General features: G+C 67.5%; 18 protein-coding genes. 9 read left to right on the top strand and 9 right to left on the bottom strand.

Going from position 1 to position 17,198, the window contains the following annotated elements:
* Positions 1-151 precede the first annotated feature (151 nt).
* Positions 152-832: a response regulator transcription factor gene (locus ACFT4A_RS40775; RefSeq protein ID WP_030243122.1), complete on the bottom strand. Its 681-nt coding sequence runs from the start codon at positions 830-832 to the stop codon at positions 152-154.
* Complete coding sequence (locus ACFT4A_RS40770; RefSeq protein WP_382841247.1) at positions 829-2,172, bottom strand: sensor histidine kinase; 1,344 nt, start codon at positions 2,170-2,172, stop codon at positions 829-831. Before ACFT4A_RS40770 ends, ACFT4A_RS40775 begins: the two co-directional genes overlap by 4 nt.
* A gap of 264 nt (positions 2,173-2,436) precedes the next feature.
* On the opposite strand from ACFT4A_RS40770, the gene phoU reads away from it, so the two are divergent.
* The 3 genes from phoU (at position 2,437) to ACFT4A_RS40755 (ending at position 3,835) form a co-directional block, all read left to right on the top strand.
* Complete coding sequence (gene phoU, locus ACFT4A_RS40765) at positions 2,437-3,138, top strand: phosphate signaling complex protein PhoU (protein WP_382841245.1); 702 nt, start codon at positions 2,437-2,439, stop codon at positions 3,136-3,138.
* A 144-nt stretch (positions 3,139-3,282) separates the two neighbouring features.
* On the top strand, positions 3,283-3,438 hold the full coding sequence (locus ACFT4A_RS40760; RefSeq protein WP_184599362.1) for a hypothetical protein: 156 nt from the start codon (positions 3,283-3,285) through the stop codon (positions 3,436-3,438).
* Positions 3,439-3,583: 145 nt separating this feature from the next.
* Entirely contained in the window at positions 3,584-3,835 is a 252-nt protein-coding gene (locus ACFT4A_RS40755; protein WP_382841242.1) for an SCO4226 family nickel-binding protein, read from the top strand.
* A 26-nt stretch (positions 3,836-3,861) separates the two neighbouring features.
* Here the strand turns inward: ACFT4A_RS40755 and ACFT4A_RS40750 are convergent, their stop codons facing one another.
* A complete protein-coding gene (locus ACFT4A_RS40750) occupies positions 3,862-4,938 on the bottom strand; it encodes a serine hydrolase domain-containing protein (protein ID WP_382841240.1) in 1,077 nt (358 codons plus the stop codon).
* A 272-nt stretch (positions 4,939-5,210) separates the two neighbouring features.
* Complete coding sequence (locus ACFT4A_RS40745) at positions 5,211-6,503, bottom strand: MDR family MFS transporter (RefSeq protein ID WP_382841237.1); 1,293 nt, start codon at positions 6,501-6,503, stop codon at positions 5,211-5,213.
* Between the two features lie 149 nt (positions 6,504-6,652).
* Between ACFT4A_RS40745 and ACFT4A_RS40740 the strand changes: the two genes are divergently transcribed.
* Entirely contained in the window at positions 6,653-7,414 is a 762-nt protein-coding gene (locus ACFT4A_RS40740; protein ID WP_382841234.1) for a phosphoglyceromutase, read from the top strand.
* Positions 7,415-7,879: 465 nt separating this feature from the next.
* Here ACFT4A_RS40740 and ACFT4A_RS40735 read toward each other — a convergent pair whose 3' ends face one another.
* On the bottom strand, positions 7,880-8,056 hold the full coding sequence (locus ACFT4A_RS40735) for a hypothetical protein (protein ID WP_382841232.1): 177 nt from the start codon (positions 8,054-8,056) through the stop codon (positions 7,880-7,882).
* Positions 8,057-8,094: 38 nt separating this feature from the next.
* Complete coding sequence (locus ACFT4A_RS40730; protein WP_382841229.1) at positions 8,095-8,655, bottom strand: hypothetical protein; 561 nt, start codon at positions 8,653-8,655, stop codon at positions 8,095-8,097.
* Positions 8,656-8,846: 191 nt separating this feature from the next.
* Between ACFT4A_RS40730 and ACFT4A_RS40725 the strand changes: the two genes are divergently transcribed.
* Positions 8,847-9,962 carry a helix-turn-helix domain-containing protein gene (locus tag ACFT4A_RS40725; RefSeq protein ID WP_382841226.1) on the top strand — a complete coding sequence of 372 codons (1,116 nt, stop codon included), beginning with the start codon at positions 8,847-8,849 and terminating at the stop codon, positions 9,960-9,962.
* Positions 9,963-9,976: 14 nt separating this feature from the next.
* Positions 9,977-10,549 (top strand): HD family hydrolase, encoded by a 573-nt coding sequence (locus tag ACFT4A_RS40720; RefSeq protein ID WP_382841223.1) that lies wholly within the window; start codon positions 9,977-9,979, stop codon positions 10,547-10,549.
* A gap of 544 nt (positions 10,550-11,093) precedes the next feature.
* Here the strand turns inward: ACFT4A_RS40720 and ACFT4A_RS40715 are convergent.
* Both ACFT4A_RS40715 and ACFT4A_RS40710 read right to left on the bottom strand, forming a co-directional pair.
* The gene (locus tag ACFT4A_RS40715; RefSeq protein ID WP_382841220.1) at positions 11,094-11,960 is read right to left on the bottom strand and encodes a hypothetical protein; all 867 of its coding nucleotides are present in this window, start codon (positions 11,958-11,960) and stop codon (positions 11,094-11,096) included.
* Between the two features lie 615 nt (positions 11,961-12,575).
* A complete protein-coding gene (locus ACFT4A_RS40710) occupies positions 12,576-12,974 on the bottom strand; it encodes a hypothetical protein (protein ID WP_382841217.1) in 399 nt (132 codons plus the stop codon).
* A gap of 784 nt (positions 12,975-13,758) precedes the next feature.
* Here ACFT4A_RS40710 and ACFT4A_RS40705 point away from each other — a divergent pair.
* The 3 genes from ACFT4A_RS40705 to ACFT4A_RS40695 all read left to right on the top strand — a co-directional run bounded on the left by ACFT4A_RS40705 (position 13,759) and on the right by ACFT4A_RS40695 (position 15,795).
* Positions 13,759-14,553, top strand: coding sequence for a hypothetical protein (locus tag ACFT4A_RS40705; RefSeq protein ID WP_382841214.1), 795 nt, complete (start codon positions 13,759-13,761; stop codon positions 14,551-14,553).
* Between the two features lie 215 nt (positions 14,554-14,768).
* Positions 14,769-15,020: a hypothetical protein gene (locus ACFT4A_RS40700; RefSeq protein WP_382841212.1), complete on the top strand. Its 252-nt coding sequence runs from the start codon at positions 14,769-14,771 to the stop codon at positions 15,018-15,020.
* A gap of 199 nt (positions 15,021-15,219) precedes the next feature.
* Entirely contained in the window at positions 15,220-15,795 is a 576-nt protein-coding gene (locus tag ACFT4A_RS40695; protein WP_382841209.1) for a GIY-YIG nuclease family protein, read from the top strand.
* A gap of 373 nt (positions 15,796-16,168) precedes the next feature.
* Here ACFT4A_RS40695 and ACFT4A_RS40690 read toward each other — a convergent pair whose 3' ends face one another.
* The gene (locus ACFT4A_RS40690; RefSeq protein ID WP_382841206.1) at positions 16,169-16,837 is read right to left on the bottom strand and encodes a hypothetical protein; all 669 of its coding nucleotides are present in this window, start codon (positions 16,835-16,837) and stop codon (positions 16,169-16,171) included.
* Positions 16,838-17,198 lie beyond the last annotated feature (361 nt).

Below are 17,198 nucleotides of genomic sequence, written 5' to 3'. Positions count from 1 at the left end.
GCCCGCGGGGCGGCGCGGGCGCCGGCCACGGCGCGGCGGTGCCCCCCGACAGCGACGGAGACGGGGGGGGACCTCCAGGAGGTCCCGCCCCTTCTGTTTCCGTCTGTCTCCGTCGCGGGCGTGCGGCTCACGGCTCGGACTGTGCGGCGGCTTACGGCTCGAACTTGTAGCCCAGGCCGCGGACCGTCACCAGGTAGCGCGGGGCGCCCGGGTCCGGCTCGATCTTGGCGCGCAGGCGCTTGACGTGGACGTCGAGGGTCTTGGTGTCACCGACGTAGTCGGCGCCCCAGACCCGGTCGATGAGCTGCATGCGGGTCAGGACGCGCCCGGCGTTGCGCAGCAGCATCTCCAGCAGGTCGAACTCCTTGAGCGGCAGGTCGATCTTGGTGCCGCCGACGGTGACCACGTGCCGGTCGACGTCCATGCGGACCGGGCCGGCCTCCAGCGCGGCCGGGGTGACCTCCTCGGGCTCGCCGCGGCGGCGCAGTACGGCACGGATACGCGCGACCAGTTCGCGCGAGGAGAACGGCTTGGTGACATAGTCGTCGGCTCCTATCTCCAGGCCGACGACCTTGTCGATCTCGCTGTCCTTGGCGGTCACCATGATGACGGGGACGTTGGAGCGGCCGCGCAGCTGGCGGCACACCTCGGTGCCCGGCAGGCCGGGCAGCATCAGGTCGAGGAGGACGAGGTCGGCGCCGTTGCGCTCGAACTCGTCGAGTCCGTCGGGGCCCGTGGTCGCGACCGCGACCTCGAAGCCCTCCTTGCGGAGCATGTACGACAGGGCGTCGGAGAAGGACTCCTCGTCCTCGACGACGAGCACTCGGGTCACGGAAGGACCTCCGGGGCAGGAAGCGTTTCGTACGCGGTTGATTCGGGGGATGTGGGGGTGGACCGCCCGGCCTCCTCGTCGAGGCCCGCGCCTCCTGCGCGTTCATCTCGGGCGGGCTGCTGATGTGCGCGGTCGCGGGCCGCGCCCGCCTCCGGCAGCCGCAGGGTGAAGGTTGAGCCCTGGTTCTCGGCGCTCCACACGGAGACCTCCCCGCCGTGCGAGGCGGCCACGTGCTTCACGATCGCCAGCCCCAGTCCCGTACCGCCGGTGGCACGGGAGCGGGCGGGGTCGACGCGGTAGAAGCGCTCGAAGATGCGCTCCTTGTCCTTGTCGGAGATGCCGATGCCCTGGTCGGTGACGGCGATCTCGATGTGTTCCCCGCCGGACGCGTTCACCCTGCGGGCGGCTATGCCGACGCGGGTTCGGGCGGGCGAGTAGTTGACCGCGTTCTCGACGAGGTTGCCGAGGGCGGCGGCGAGCTGGCCGCGGTTTCCCCATACGCGCAGGTCGGCGGTGCCGCCCGCCCGTCGCCCGCCGCCACCCTGATCGGGCCCTTCGGGCGCACACACATTCGAGGCCATGTTGATCTGTTTGGTGCCGGCCTGGTGCCGGCAGCGGTCGATGGCCTCGGCGACGAGTTCGTCGACGCGGACCGGCTCGGCGTCCTCCAGCGGGTCGTCGTTCTGCACCCGCGAGAGGTCGATGAGTTCCTGCACCAGGCTGGTCAGCCGGGTGGCCTCGATCTGCATGCGTCCGGCGAACCGCTCCACGGCCTCGGGGTCGTCGGAGGCGTCCATGACGGCCTCGGAGAGCAGCGAGAGGGCACCGACCGGGGTCTTCAGCTCGTGGCTCACGTTGGCGACGAAGTCGCGCCGGACCGCCTCGATCCGGCGGGCCTCGGTGAGGTCCTCGACGAGCAGGAGCACCAGCCGGGAGCCGAGCGGCGCGACCCGCGCGGAGACGGCCAGGGCCTCTCCGCGTCCGGTACCGCGCCGCGGCAGGTCCAGCTCCACCTGGCGTATCTCCCCGTCGCGCCTGGTGTCCCGGGCCATCTGCAGCATCGGCTCGACGGCGAGCTTGCCGCCGCGGACCAGCCCGAGGGCGTACGCCGCCGAGCTCGCCTTGACCACCGCGTCCGCCTCGTCGAGCACGACGGCGGAGGACCTGAGGACCGAGAGGACGGTGTCCACGCCCGGCGGAAGCACCGGGTCCGTGTGCAGGGAGGTACGCGTGGGGCGCTTCTGCTCGCGCTCGCTCCACCGGAACGCCAGCACGGCGATGACACCGGTGAGCACTCCGGCGATCGCTGCCACTGCGGCGACCGCCGCGTTCACGTCCATGCACCCAGGTTAGGCATGGCTCGGGCACGGGCCACAGCCGTCGGACTGCGACCTCGAACACTCGTCGCCCAGAGTTCACCTTGGAGCCAGTATTGGTTCATTTGGGATGACGGAAACGGACGCGTACGGGCCGGAACGTGGGAGCGTGGGGTTCGGACCGTTGGTAATACGACGGTCGTACCGCCGGTTGTTCGGTGGGTCCCGGCCTGTTCGCCGGGCCCGGGCCCTTGAACCCCCGACACAGACGCACGAGAGGGAAGCCTGATGCGGGACGCGTACCACGAGGAACTGGACTCGATCAGCGACAGTCTGGTGGAAATGGCCCGGCTGGTCGGATCGGCGATCGGGCGCGCCACCACCGCCATGCTCGACTCCGACCTGAAGCTGGCCGAGAACGTCATCGAGGCCGACCAGAAGGTCGACGAGCTCCAGCACGACCTGGAGGCCCGGGCCATAGCCCTGCTGGCACGGCAGCAGCCGGTGGCGACGGACCTGCGCATCGTCGTCACGTCGCTGCGCATGTCGGCCGACCTGGAGCGCTCGGGCGACCTCGCCCAGCACGTGGCGAAGCTCGCGCGCCTGCGCTACCCGGACCGCGCGGTCCCGAGCGACCTGCACGCCACGATCCTGGAGATGGGCCAGCTCGCCCAGCGTCTGATGGCCAAGGCCGCCGAGGTGATCATCACCAAGGACGTCGACCTGGCGCTCCAGCTGGAGCAGGACGACGACGAGATGGACCTGCTGCACCGCGCCCTCTTCCAGCACCTGATGGACGACCGCTGGAAGCACGGCATCGAGACGGCCGTGGACGTCACGCTGCTGGGCCGTTACTACGAGCGGTTCGCCGACCACGCGGTCTCGGTCGCCAAGCGCGTGGTGTACCTGGTGACGGGCGAGCACGCGGACGAGCTCCAGACGGATGTGCAGCCGGAGATCCAGGCGGTGACGGAGGCGGAGAGCGCCTGAGCGTGGAGGGGGTCGGGATCGGCTGAGGCCGGGCTGGGGGCGGGTGAGGATCGGCCGGGGCGCGCGCAAGCCTCAGTGCGCCGTTGATGCGCCCAGCGAAACGGGCGTCCAATGGGCACAGGCACCAGCCTCGAGGAGGAACCCATGGCCGATTCCCCCAGCACCACGCCCGACCCCACGCAGGAGCGCGAGACCGAGCAGCCCGCCGAGATCAGGAACCTGACCCTGATCGCCGCGTGCGGCTGCGGCTCGGGCTGCGGCTGCGGGTGTCAGTCGGGCAGCCCCTGCCAGTGCGGCTGAATTCCGTAGGGCTCCGGTGGTTCGCCGCCGGGGCCCTACGGCGTTGAGGTCGCCCGCGTGCTCGTACGGGCGGAGCATGGACGTAGGGAAGGCGCGACCGCGTCGGGAAAGGGCACGGCCGCGTATCGGGAAGGAGGCGCGAGCCATGGCGAAGTTCATGGACGTCCACCACAGCATGAAGGGCATCACGGAAGAGCAGCTGCGCGAGGCCCACAACGCGGACCTCGCCATAGAGGGCGAGGAGCGCGTCCACTTCGAGAGGGCCTGGGCGGACCCGGAGTCCGGCCACGTCTACTGCCTCTCCGAGGCGCCCTCGGCCGAAGCCATCCAGCGCGTTCACGAGCGCGCCGGGCACAAGGCCGACGAGATCCATCCGGTGCCGCTGTCGGTTCAGTGAGGTGAGCTGAGCGGCCGGCCGGCCGCTCACGGGGCGCTCCGGCAGAACCGGGTCTCGACAGCGGCGTCCTCCAGTCGCTGCTCGCCCCAGTCGCCGTTGCGGTTCATGGTCATGACCTGCCGGCCGTCCGCCGAGGCGAGGGTCCGGGTCGCGGAGCCGGGGATCATGCCGCCGTGGCCCCAGGCCCAGCAGCCCTCCGCGAGCCTGAAGTGCCGTAGGCCGAGTCCGTAGACGTCCTGCGGACCGCCGTGTCCCTTGTCCCCGTCGACGGGGACGGCGTCGAGCAGTTGCCGCTGCTGTGCGGGCTGCAGCAGGTCACCGGCCAGCAGCCTGGACAGGAAGGTGTTCACATCGCCGACGGTCGAGATCATCTGCCCTGCGGAGAAGGCGACCGTGGGGCTGAACTCGGTGACGTCGCGCACCTTCGCCTGTGGCCCGTCCTCGAAGAGCGTGGAGTAGTGCCGGGCGTGGGGTGAGGGCAGTCGGGGCGAGCTGCCCGGCGCGCTCGTGCCGCGCAGGCCGAGGGGCCGTATGACGAGGCGCTCGACCGCGTGCGCGTAACTGCGGCCGGTGGCCTTCTCTATGACCATGCCGGCGAGGACGTAGTTGGTGTCCGAGTAGTCCCACTTGCCGGGGCGGCCGGGCCTGCTGCCCTGCTCCGGCTGGAAGTTCGGGGGGTGGGCGAGCGCGATGTCCACCAGGTCCTTTGGGGACCACTTGACGTGCCGGTTGCGGTCGAACTCGTCGCCCGCGTACTTGGCCCGGAAGCCGGCGTCCATGTTGTAGTCGAAGATCCCGCTCGTGTGGTTGAGCAGGTGCCGCACGGTGATGTGCCGGGGCCGGTAGCCCTCGCCGCGCACCACCCCCGGCAGCCACACGGCCACGCTGTCGTCCAGTGACAGCTTCCCCTCGGCTTCGAGCTTCAGGAGCACGGTGGCGGTGAAGGTCTTGGTCACGCTGGCGATGCGGAACCTGTCGTGGGTGCTGCGCGGCTGCCCGGAACCGAGCTTTCGGACTCCGGCCCGGCCGTCCCACACGCCGTGCCGGTCGCGCACCTGGGCGATGACGCCGGGGGTGCCCTGGGCGACGATCTCGTCCAGCACGGCTTGGGTCTTCTGATGGGCTGTCTGGGTCTTGTGATGTGCGGCCTGGGTCTTGTGATGTGCTGCCTGGCCCTTCGCCGGTAATCGGGGCGGAGGGGGGGGTGGGACGGACCGGCCAGGGCGGTGGTGGCGACGGCGAGCGTGGCAAGGCCGGCGAGGGCGGTGACGGCGTTGAGGCGGAGACGCGACGACGTGTGCTGTCCGTGGTGGGCCATGGAAACAGCTCATCAAGAGCCGTATCCGCAGACTATCGGGAACATCCCGGAACGGGATCAGGGGCCGGAGGCGGAACCCTCCGGGACCTGCCCTAGGGCCTGCGCGGCAGGCTCCCCCTGCTTCTCCTCCGGCAGCCGTTGCATCAACACCCGGTACCCCAGCCCGGCCACCGTCCCGACCACCGCGCACAGCCCCCACAGCCACTCCGCCCCGACCCGGTCGATGACGAAGCCGGACAGCAGCGGGGCGACGAGGGCGGCGACGGACCAGGACATCGTGTACATGCCCTGGTAGCGGCCGCGTCCGTGCAGCGGGGACAGCCGGACGACCAGGCCGGTCTGCGTCGGGGCGTTGACGATCTCGGCCAGCGTCCACACGCACACCGTGAGGGCGATGGCGCCGACCGACCCGGCGAAGGCGGTGAGCGCGAAGCCGTACCCCGCGAGGAGCGAGGAGAGGACGAGCAGCCGGCGGGGGTCGCGGTGCTCGATGAACCGGGTGACGGGGATCTGGAGGACGACGATCAGTACGCCGTTGACGGCGATCGCCATGCCGTACTCGGCCGGCGTGAACCCGGCCTCACCCATCGCCACCGGCAGCCCCACCGACCCCTGCTGGAAGATCAGCGCGACGAGGAAGGACAGCCCGACGACGCTCATGAAGCGCCCGTCGCGCAGCACGGTGCCGAGGCTGACGGAGTCGTCCCGGACCGCCTTCGCACTCCCCGTCTCGGCCGTCTCGGCCGTCTCGGCGGGCTTAGATTCCGGCAGCCTCAGGAAAACGAGGATCGCGCAGGCCATCGTCATACCGGCCTCGATCAGGAACCCGGCGCGGTAGCTGACCTCGGCGATGAACCCCGCGGCCATGGAGGACACGGCGAAGCCGAGGTTGATGGCCCAGTAGTTCAAGGAGAAGGCGCGGATCCGGTCCTCGGGCCGCACGATGTCCGCCATCATCGCCTGCACGGCCGGCCGGGAGGCGTTGCTCGCCATGCCGACGAGGAAGGCGACCCCGGCGATCGCGACCGGGTCGCGCACGAACCCGAGGAGCGCGACGGACACGGCGGTCGAGGCCTGGGCGATGAGAAGCGTCGGCCGCCGGCCCAGCCGGTCGGTCATCACCCCGCCGCCCAGCGAGGAGATCACTCCGCCGAGCCCGTGCAGGGCGGCGACCAGACCGGCGTACGTGGCGGAGTAGCCGCGGTCGAGCGTCAGGTACAGCGCCATGAAGGTGGCGACGAAGGCGCCGAGCCGGTTGACCAGCGTGCTGGTCCACAGCCACCAGAACTCGCGGGGCAGCCCCGAGACGGTCTCCTGGACAGCACGTCTGGCGCGGACGGCGTACGGCATGGACTCCCCCGGGGCGTAAGTGGCACACGCAGGAGGCAGACATTACGAGCGGCGGCTTGACGGCGGCCACTCAATTAACAGATCCGGTCAAGCGTCCGCCTGCCGGGCAGCCACGCGAACGGGCGAATGCGTGGATTACGCTCTGGGGCATGGCCGACGCACCGTACAAGCTGATCCTCCTCCGCCACGGCGAGAGCGAGTGGAACGAGAAGAACCTGTTCACCGGCTGGGTGGACGTCAACCTCACCGCGAAGGGCGAGAAGGAGGCGACGCGCGGCGGCGAGCTGCTCAAGGACGCCGGCCTGCTCCCCGACGTCGTGCACACGTCCCTCCAGAAGCGCGCCATCCGCACGGCGCAGCTCTCCCTGGAGTCCGCCGACCGCCTCTGGATCCCGGTCCACCGCAGCTGGCGGCTGAACGAGCGCCACTACGGCGCCCTCCAGGGCAAGGACAAGGCGCAGACGCTCGCCGAGTTCGGCGAGGAGCAGTTCATGCTCTGGCGCCGGTCCTACGACACCCCGCCCCCTGCGCTGGACGTCGACGCCGAGTACTCCCAGTTCTCCGACCCGCGCTACGCGACCCTCCCGCCGGAGCTGCGCCCGCAGACGGAGTGCCTCAAGGACGTCGTCGTCCGCATGCTCCCCTACTGGTTCGACGCGATCGTCCCGGACCTGCTGACGGGCAAGACGGTCCTGGTCGCGGCCCACGGGAACTCGCTGCGCGCCCTGGTCAAGCACCTCGACGGCATCTCCGACGACAAGATCGCGGGCCTCAACATCCCGACGGGCATCCCGCTGTCGTACGAGCTCGACTCGGACTTCAAGCCGGTGAAGCCGGGGGGGACGTACCTGGACCCTGAGGCGGCCGCGGCGGCTATTGAGGCGGTCAAGAACCAGGGGAAGAAGAAGTAACGCGACGCCCCTTAGGCCCCCGACCTGTGGTTTCTTCGCGGGGCGGGGGCTTTTTGGTGAGGGTGGGCCGTGTCTTGGCCATCAGGTGCGACGACGCAGGCGGCGTACGCGGATGTCGAGGACGATCAGGAGAGCCACAGGGACGTCGATCTCGGCGGGAGCGCTGACCCGGCGGGCGAGGCGCACCGCTGGCTGTACTGATGAGCGCGATCGGCAGTCGCGGAGGCTGCACGGTAACGATCACCGCGGCAACCATCCGCGTCCGGGTCTAACGGCTACGGCTCGCCCTGCGCGGTCCGTGAGGGTGACGACGGATCTGGACGTTGCAATCGGAGACACGCGACAGGTCGCTCTCTGCCCGGGCGGCCTCCCGCTGGTGGGCAAACCGTTGGCAGTCTGGACAGCCGCTCACGGGTTCCGGCTCGGGGAGCGGCAGCCTCCGCTCCACCGCACTCCTGAACCTGTTCACCGGTTTCCTCCTCGAGTGACGGCGCGGGACGCCTGCCGGTACTCCTCGTGCAGCCGGTCCTGCTCCGCACAGGGGAGGTTCAGGTTCGCGCCCTTGTCGTCCATGGCACAGCACGTCCGGCAGGTGGCGCAGTGGTCGGCGAAGCGTACGAACGCGGCCTGTTTGGGCGTCACTTGAGGGGAACCAGCGAGAGGCTCGCACTCGGTATCGCTCACTCTTCCACCCCCGGGTACGTGCTGCGCCGTCCGGCGGCGATCAGTCGGGCGACGGCGGCCGGGGAACACAGCGTCGCGGCCGAGTCCATCGGCACCGACCAGTACGAGGCACGCACCCGGGTGCATTCCACGGCGTCCACTTGAGGCACCCCGAGGTAGCTGCCGAGACCGAGGAACTCCACGCCCATCACGCGCCAGACCTCGGCCACTCGCTGCCGCCTCCTCGGCATTCCGGCAGGCACGAGTGCGTAGTACCGGAAGTGGCGTGGATCGCAGATGACCGGGCCACCGCCGAGGACCTGGCCCATGAACGCGTCCAGTTCGGTTGTCTCAGTGCAGCCTGTCAGGGCGGCCACGAGCTGCCCGGGGATCCGCACGGCGGAGAACAGCGTGCCCAGCGGCAGCATCGCAACCTCGTGCTCCTGCCACTCCAGCCTGGCCCGGTCACGCCTCGGCGCCGGCAGCGTCGACAACAGCCAGTGCACTGTCGCCAAGTACCGGTCCACGGTGGGGTGTGCGAGCACCCCCGGCCCCGCAGCAGCAACCGGACGCAGCACGCCGAGCGTTCCTGACGGGCACGGGCCTGCTCCTCGATGGGTACTCGCGGGCGAATCGGATTCCACGGCAGCACCTTCCCTATACGCTCAGTAGTTGAGTGGCTACCTGGACGGTAGAGAGCCCTGATCAGCGGTTGAAGTGACCGGCGGTACGGGTACGGACGGGGACCGCGAGGGGAGAGGTGGGTGTGATGTCGTCAAGCTCGGGAGAAACCCGGACCGGCAGTAGGGGTACGCCGTCACGGCCCCGGATCGGGGTCATCTCCGGCTACGCATTCCGCGTCATCCGCGAACAGCTCGGCCACACGCAGGAGCACGTCGCCGAGCAGCTGAAGGTCTCGCCGGACACGATCGCGGGCTGGGAGTCGGGACGCAGGCCGCTGACCGCGGTGCCGTTGGGGCAGATGCTCGTACATCGCCGCCGGCTGATGCGGATGGGAACCTCGCCATCCCTGTTGCAGGCCCTCGAGAGAGCGATCGAGGCCGACGTCCTCCTGGCGAGTGCCTTGGACGAGGAAACACCGCCTGAAGAAAGCTCATTGGGAGCCTGGGTCATGCAACGCGACCTTGTCGAGGTCCTCGCCTGGCCACTCACGCGGGTACCACCTCAGCCCGTCCGCGATCTGCCCACCCCTCCCCGCCCCCGCCGCGGCCCGGTACCGTCGGCCCCGGAACTACCGGCTACCGACCGGCGCCGATTCTTCGCACGGATGCGGGACACCGCAGAGCAGGCGCGAGGCGAAGAACAGTTCCTGCTGCGACGCCAAGCGCTGTACCTGTCCGGCTACGACGACCAGGCCGACACCTCCGAATGGCTCGCCCACCAGCAAGCCACCGAACGGCCCAGAGGCCGGCTCATCGACTGGCTCAACGCCCGCTCCGTTGCGGCGGTCGCCGCGCGGCAGGGCGACCGTGACCGCATGGGCCACTTCATCGACACGGTCCTCATCGACGATGCCCGCGGCGAGGCAGCGAACCTGAACTACTGGGCCTACTGGATCGGCGAGAACCAGCACCTCGAGCTGTCCGACGACTTCATCGCCTCTCGCACCCCCGGGCCCTGGCCCGGGGACAAACTGCTGTCGCACCTGGCCCATGGACTGGCGCCCCACCACGGGTACGTCGACCTGAACATCCACTCTCTCTGGTCCCTGCTCGCCATCAGACCGAACCTTTTGAAGTCAGGCGCTGCGACCCGGGCCCTGAGCGACCGGCTGCCCGTGATGTTGGATAGCCGGGAACTGTCTGCTCGCGCTCGCCGTGAACTGGACAGCATCAGGTACGCGATCCGCCTTGCTGAGGCGTGAGAGGGGACTCAACCGTGGCAGAAGAGCTGGCCCAGGTCGCGCGGTTCCTGTACGAAGCGGGAACACTCAAGCAGTCCAAGCGCACCGGCTGGTGGATGGCCGGGGTACGCGACCCGGAGAGCGTGGCCGAGCACTCCTGGCGCACCTCGCTGATCGCCTCCGTCATCGCCAAGCTGGAAGGGGCGGACCCCGCGCGCGCCGCCTTCCTGGCGGTCTGGCACGACTCGCAGGAAACCCGCACCGGCGACGTCAACCACCTCGCGAAGAAGTACGCCGGCGAGGCCGACCCACAAGCTGTCACCGCCGACCAGGTCAAGGGCATGCCCGAGATCCTCGCCGCCACCGTGCGAGAACTGGTCAGCGAGTACGAAGCCCGCGCATCCCCCGAAGCAATCTGCGCCCGAGACGCCGACAAGCTCGAATGCATGCTCCAGGGCATCGAGTACAAGGCCCAGGGCTACGAACTCGCCCAGCGCTGGATCGACAACAGCCGCAACCGGCTCACCACGAAGACGGCGAACGAACTCGCCGACCAGCTCCTCGAGATGGACCCACTGGACTGGCTGCGCAGCACCATGGGTGAGTAGCACCGGCCCCGCACACAACGCGAAAGGCCCCCTCACACCCGAAGGCGGGAGGGAGCCGTCGTTTCACAAGTGGCAGGGAGTGAAGTCGAGTTCGGCAGGCTGCTCGGGCCACAACACGGTCTCAGCCCCTCCCCGCACGCGCCGATCAGACGCACACAGCCAAGCCGAGGCAAGCGTCAGGTGAAGCCGCAGAGTCAACTACCAATCGAGAGGACAAAGCCTCACACCACGCACTGAGTTACAACTCTCTCTACGGGTTCAAGGCGGCTCGCTCCGCTCACCGCGCGCGGCCCGGCCCCCGGCCGGGCCTGCGCTCCTGCCTCCGTCCCGCTCCAGCCCGGCCGCCGCCCGGGCCGCGCACTGAGCAATCAGCCACCAGAGGTCAGAGACGGGGTACGTCGTGGCTGGGGCGTTCGGCTCCGCGGCTTTACGGGGCCATGATCACTCGCACCAAAGCAGCGCCACCCCAAAGCCGCTACACCGACCTCGATGCCGACGACGACCAGCAGTGGAGCTGTCCATGGCGACACCGCAGTCGCGTCCGTTAGCTGTGGTCAAGCCCGTTGCGAGCCAGCAATTCCAGCCTCTTCGTTCTCTCGCCGCTCACCGCGAGTGGTTCTCGAGCGGCAATGAACTGCTTGGCGAGTACACGACGAGCAGTCTGCGTCTTCGCGACTTGAAACGCCTGCAAGGCAGCCAGATCAGCGGCCCACTGGGGAAGCTCGACCTCGGCCGCCTGCACCCTGCGCTGTACGATCGCGCGGCGTTCATCCTCGACGTACACCAGGGTCGCGGTGCGGGTCATACGCTCATAGTCGTCACCGAACACTGGTTCAAGTACCTGCTTCGCGTAGGACGATCGCTCAGAGTGGGTCTTGCCGGTGATGTACGTCTCGTCCGCGAGGAGGTGTTCCTTTGCTAGCGGGAACCATTCGTTGTATACACGCTCCTCGAAAGCTGCCAGACGTTCAGCCTGCTGGCGATCATTCTCCGTGGGCTCCTGGCTCACCATGAAGGCGTCGATGCGTTCCCACAGGTCGCTCCACCAACCCGCAGGAATTTCACAGGACTGGACGGCCCCTTCATGAACGAACGCAGCCCTCACAGAGGCTGGCTCCCCGTAGCGACCTCGTGCTTCGCGGAGCAGCTGACGTCCAGGCTCAAGTGAAGGATCCGGATCGTCCTCGACGTCATACTCTTCGATCAGGAAATTCACCGCTCCTTCATGGAGCGGCATGATCGCTATGTACGCCACCGTAGGGCACAGCTCTTCGATGGCCTTGAGGAAGCCGGACTGATCGTCCTCCCAGTCCACTTCGGGGTACTCATCCGGCACGTCCAACCGGCGTGGGATGACGGTCACGCCTAATCCCTCCAGAGCTGAACGCAACTTGTTCGTTTCCGCTTCCATGCACCTCTCCCGAGCCCGCAGGGTAAGAGTCTGTCCCAGGAGTGCTACTCAACGCCATCCAGAGACGCGTGACCAGCCGCATCACAAGCGCACCAGATCGAGCGGGGAACAGCGGGGAATCACGGTAAAGCGTCCCGGCTCGAAGCGGCCACGAAACGGCCGTTCGCCCAGGTCAGCGCCCGAGCCGACCGCAAATGATCGCAGCTTCCCAAGCAGGGGGCTCTGCACCCTCGTCACGGGCCGGCCGTCGCGGCTTGCTCTGGTCGACAGCGGCAGCGTGGCTGAGGCTGGTGGGGGTGCAGCGAGACATACGCGCGCCTGGTCGGTTGGCTAACCCGCCGTTGTGGCTGACTGTCGTCGGCAGAGGTTCAGACGGACCGCATCGAGGACGCCACCGCCATCAGCAGGACGCGGCTCTACACGAGGCAAAGCCGGGCCGTCTCTGGGCCGTCCGAGGTCGCTCAACAGTGGCCAACGACGACCAACAACGACCGCTAGGCGCACGAGCCCGCCGCCCCTGACCAGCTAAAACCCAGCTCACCAAGATCCCCGGCAAGACCCAGGGCAAGAAGACAGGTTTTGACTCGGCCATTTAGGTTCGTGCCGGAACCCTAACTAAGGCGTAGGTTCGTCGATTCCGTGCCCGGATATATCTTCGTCGAGCGAGATTCTCGCAGACTCGGTAAAGCTGGAAATCATGCTGCTGAGTTCGACTGCGACTTGAGCAAGCACTGTGGGTGCTGTGCCGGATCGCTTTAGTTCCGAGTTCTCCATATGCATGACGAGGCAGAACATGCTGCACTTTCCGGCTACATCCTTCAGGCTCTGGGCTGGCTCAACAATAGATGCAGGCCCCTCGACACATACACGGGCTGCCAACTCTTGCAGTTTCTTACTCTCTTCCTCCAGACCTGCGGCCATATCCGCCGTTTCTGAAGTTTGACTGAGCAGGATGCGAGGCGCCAGCTCGGAAAAATTGCGTTGTAGATTTTGAGCCTGTGAGATGTATTCCACGTAGGCGGCGCTTCTCGGCTCTCGGCGTTCGCTGAGATGACTGAAGCGCAATTGACGTCGAGATTGTGAGTCTTGCGTTGATACCTGCAGTCGCGCCTGCTTTGCTCCCCACCAGCCAGTAGCGAACGCTGCTCCACCAGTCCCGAGAGCTCCAACTGCGGCACCGAGAACTGCCGCCATCCCTGCATCCATGAGTGACATCTTGTCTGCCTGGGCTCGTGACTGACTAGCGAACGTTGCACTCCCGCCTGTCCGTGACCGATAGGGAACAGAGAAGCCGTCCGCTAACTAACTTGGAAAAGCCGTCACCAGCGTCCATGGCTGGTCCCCTGAGGCAGAGACCGGCCGACTACAGCACGGAGACGTCGTGCCACAACCGTGCCAGGTCGTGCGGGGAATCGCGGGGACTGGCGAGGGCCAGGTCGACGGTTAGTCAGGCCCCGCCGCCACTCCGCTGCAGGTCAGCCTCGCAAGCACCCGTACATGACCCGAGCTTCCCAAGCTGAGAGCCCGAAGCCGCAGTAGCTCGCGTGGGCAGGCATGTGCGGCGTCGCGCATAACTCACCAGAACCCAGCGACCCACAGGACTCACGCCGGATACGCTCACCGCCATTGGCAATAGGTCAGCACCATGATTCCGGGGGGAATTGTGAGGATTTCATCGCATGGTTGCGTACTGCGCAGAGTGACGAGTGCGACGTTCGCCGCTGTGCTGCTCGCTGGGGGAACGGTCGCCTGCGGAGGGGGCTCGGCGAGTGACTCCGCGAATGAGAGCTCGCCCAGAGTGACGCCCGCGACGGCCGTGGCGAAGGCGGCGGCGAACTCCGAGCGCATCACGTCGCTCCACTACCGGGTCACCGGGACCGTGCCGGAGAAGGGCCGGCTGGAGGCCGAGGCATCCATGCACACAGAACCGCCGGTCATGAAGATGAAGATGAACGCGACCGACCAGGGCAGAGACGGCCAGCTAGAGATCCGGTTCGTCGACGAGTTGATGTACGTCAGCGGGAGCGGGATCGACTCCGAGAAGCTGGACGGCAAGAGCTGGTTCAGCGCCGGTCCGGCTGTATGGGGACGCGGCGCGATGGACAACAAGTCCTACCGGGTACTGCCGACTCAGATCGAAGGTAACCCAGCCGTGCAGTCCACGATCCTGACCGCCTCCAAGGACGTGCGGAGGATCGGGACGGAGACGATCGACGGCACCCGGACCACTCACTACAGAGGAACGGTCACCGGTCGCGGCATCAGTGCCGCTCGTGACGCTGCCGCGAACAAGGCGGCGCGGGAGCGCCAGGAAGACAACCTTGATCAGTTCATGATGCTGCGCATCGACGACACGCTCACCATGGATCTGTGGATCGGCGACGACAACGACACCAAGCAGTTCAGTATGCGGGGCGATACGCGCGCCACACGGGGCGGCACCGAGGGCAAGCCGCTCGAGTTCATCGACGGTGCCCCCCTCGACTTGACCATCACATTCCTCGACATCAACCAGCCGGTGACTGTCGAGGCACCACCGTCCGAAGATACCGCCGACCTCGCCTCGCTGGCGGAAGAGGCACAGGCAGGCTAAGCGACACCTGGGAAGACCTGAGCGCCTGACCCGGCGACACCGTCTCACTTTCCGTCTCATTCAGCCCCGTTCACGGCCGTTCAGACGCGGCCGAAGGCGGTGGCCGCTCCCACGGCCGACCGCCGATGAACGCAGGTGAACGGCCCCGTTCACAGCCCCGGAGCCCACCACCACAGTTGGAAAGAGTGCGCCCCCGCTGGGATACCGTGCCAGTCATGCCAACCAAGCAAGTCTGTCCGCGCTGCGGGCAGGACTGGGTCCACCCATACCGCTTCATTGCCGATGGGGCTCCCTTCTCGCTGTGCACCGAGTGCGACTCGTTGTGGTGGCCGGGCGAAGCGGTTGAGGTGGCTCACGCGAAGTTCCTCGATGATGTCGTCGCGGAACGCCTCGGCGTAGAGGGAAACCCGTGGGGCGATCTGGTCTGGGCCGACGTCATCGAGCCGGCTCCAGACCACGCTGCTTAGCCTGCCGCACCACAAGCGCACCAGATAGAGCGGGGAGTAGCGGGGAACCACGGTGAAAACGCCCTGCCCGAAGCCACCACGACCGGGACGTTCGCCCAGGTCAATGCCCGAACCAGCCGCAAATGCCCGCAGCTTCCCAAGCTGATGTCACGCAGCTGCGCAGGCCAGGGCCCTTGTCAGCGTCGACAGGTAGCCTGCGATGATCAGCCGTGGCACGCCTGGAGGCTTCGTGGACGCTACCGCTCTCGTCAGTCCCAATCGACTGTGGTCAGCGCAGGAGGTCTTGGTTCGTCAGAGCCCTGTACCGGCGGTGGCAGGGGTGTACGGGTGGCACTTCGAGCAACCGCCTCATCTGGATCTGGACGCCCGGCGCCTGCTCTACGTCGGCATAGCCCCGCGGTACATGGCCAACCGGACCAGCACCCAGAACCTGCGCAAGCGGGTGCGCTACCACTACCGGGGCAACGCGGCTGGCTCAACCCTGCGGCTCACCCTCGGATGCATGCTCGGACTTGAGCTGCGCCGCGTGGGCAGCGGCAAGCGGATGACCTTCGGCAAGGCCGGCGAAGCCGCCCTCAGCCGGTGGATGGCGGACAACGCGCGGGTGTGCTGGGTCGAGCAAGACGAACCGTGGACCTCGGAGTCACAGCTCATCTCCCAACTCGACCTCCCGCTGAACCTCGACCAGAACCGCCACAACGCGTTTCACAGTCGCCTGAAGGAGCTACGGGCCCAAGCACGCCAGCGAGCGCGGGATTTGCCCATCAGCTCGTAGGCCGCCGCAGGCCCTCCCTGGGCCGTCTCTGGGCCGTCCGAGGTCGCTCAACAGTGGCCAACGACGACCAATGACGACCGCTCGGACGCTCATGAACACCGCCCTGACCAGCAAAAACCCAGCTCACCAAGATCCCCGACAACACCCAGGGGAAGAAGAAGTAACCTTCGCGATCATGCCCTCGAACTGCGCCTATGGCGCGGATCGGGGGCATTTTCGTGACCCGAGCCCACTGTGGGCCCTCTACAGGCACACCCGTAGCACGTCCACCACAGTGCCGCGGGCAGTGGCCGACGAAGCTTGCCCGCGCAGGGTGTCAGAGCCGGGTCTCAGAAGGCGTCAGCATCAGGCGGTGTCCAGCGCCCGCCAATTGTCAGACGAGGACGGGTCCTTGCCAGGGTCCGTTGTTGACCTCCCAAGCGACGTGCAGCCGCCCGTCTTTCCCCACAGCCATCGCCGTCAACTGGTTGCTGTTCTGCAGGGCAAGCCCGACTCCCACGCGGTTCGAGAAGTCAGGATTACCGAAGGGGACGGGTCCTTGCCAGGGTCCGTTGTTGATTTCCCAAGCGACGTGCAGCCGCCCGTCTTTCCCGACAGCCATCGCCGTCAACTGGTTGCTGTTCTGCTTGGCGAGCGCCACGCGAACGCCTGGTTCGAAGACCGCGGCACCGAAGGGGACGGGTCCTTGCCAGGGTCCGTTGTTGACTTCCCAAGCAACGCGCAGCCGCCCGTCCTTCCCCACAGCCATCGCCGTCAACTGGTTGTCGTTCTGCCTGGCCAACGCTACGCCCGTCCCTCCGAACGTGCCCTCTGCCCGACGGAAGTCAGGATTGCCGAACCCAACGGGCCCTTGCCAGGAACCGTTACCGATTACCCAGGCAACATGCAGCCGCTCGTCCTTCCCCACAGCCATCGCCGTCAACTGGTTGTCGCTCTGCTTGGCGAGCGCCACCGGCACGCGTGCATCCTCCGGGAAGACGGCGCTGCCGAAGGGAACCGGCCCTTGCCAGGGTCCGTTGTTGACTTCCCAGAGGACATACATCCGTCCATTCTTCCCAACCGCCACAGCAGTGAGTTGGTTGGCACTCTGTCGCTCTACAGCAACGGATGCTTCTTCACGTAGCAACCCTGCAGCGCCTGCTGGCGCTGGCCCATTCCAGGCGCCATTGTTGATTACCCAGGCGACATTCATTTGCCCCCCACGCCCCACAGCGGCAGCTGTGAGTTGGTTGCCGTTCTGCCTGGCAAACGCTATGTCAGGCTGGCCTGGGATTCGTGGTTCGCCAAAGGGGAGAGGGCCGTGCCAAGTGAACCGCTCCGGGTCTGATGGAGGCTCGATTCCCTGAGAGGATCGAGTCATGGCACGTCCGTCCCCTTACCCTCCCGAGCTTCGCGAGCGCGCG

The sequence above is a fragment of the Streptomyces sp. NPDC057099 genome, assembly GCF_042671245.1.
Lineage (GTDB): Bacteria > Actinomycetota > Actinomycetes > Streptomycetales > Streptomycetaceae > Streptomyces > Streptomyces purpurascens.
The sequence above is the reverse complement of the archived record's forward strand: the minus strand, read 5'-3'. Positions and strand labels throughout refer to the sequence as shown.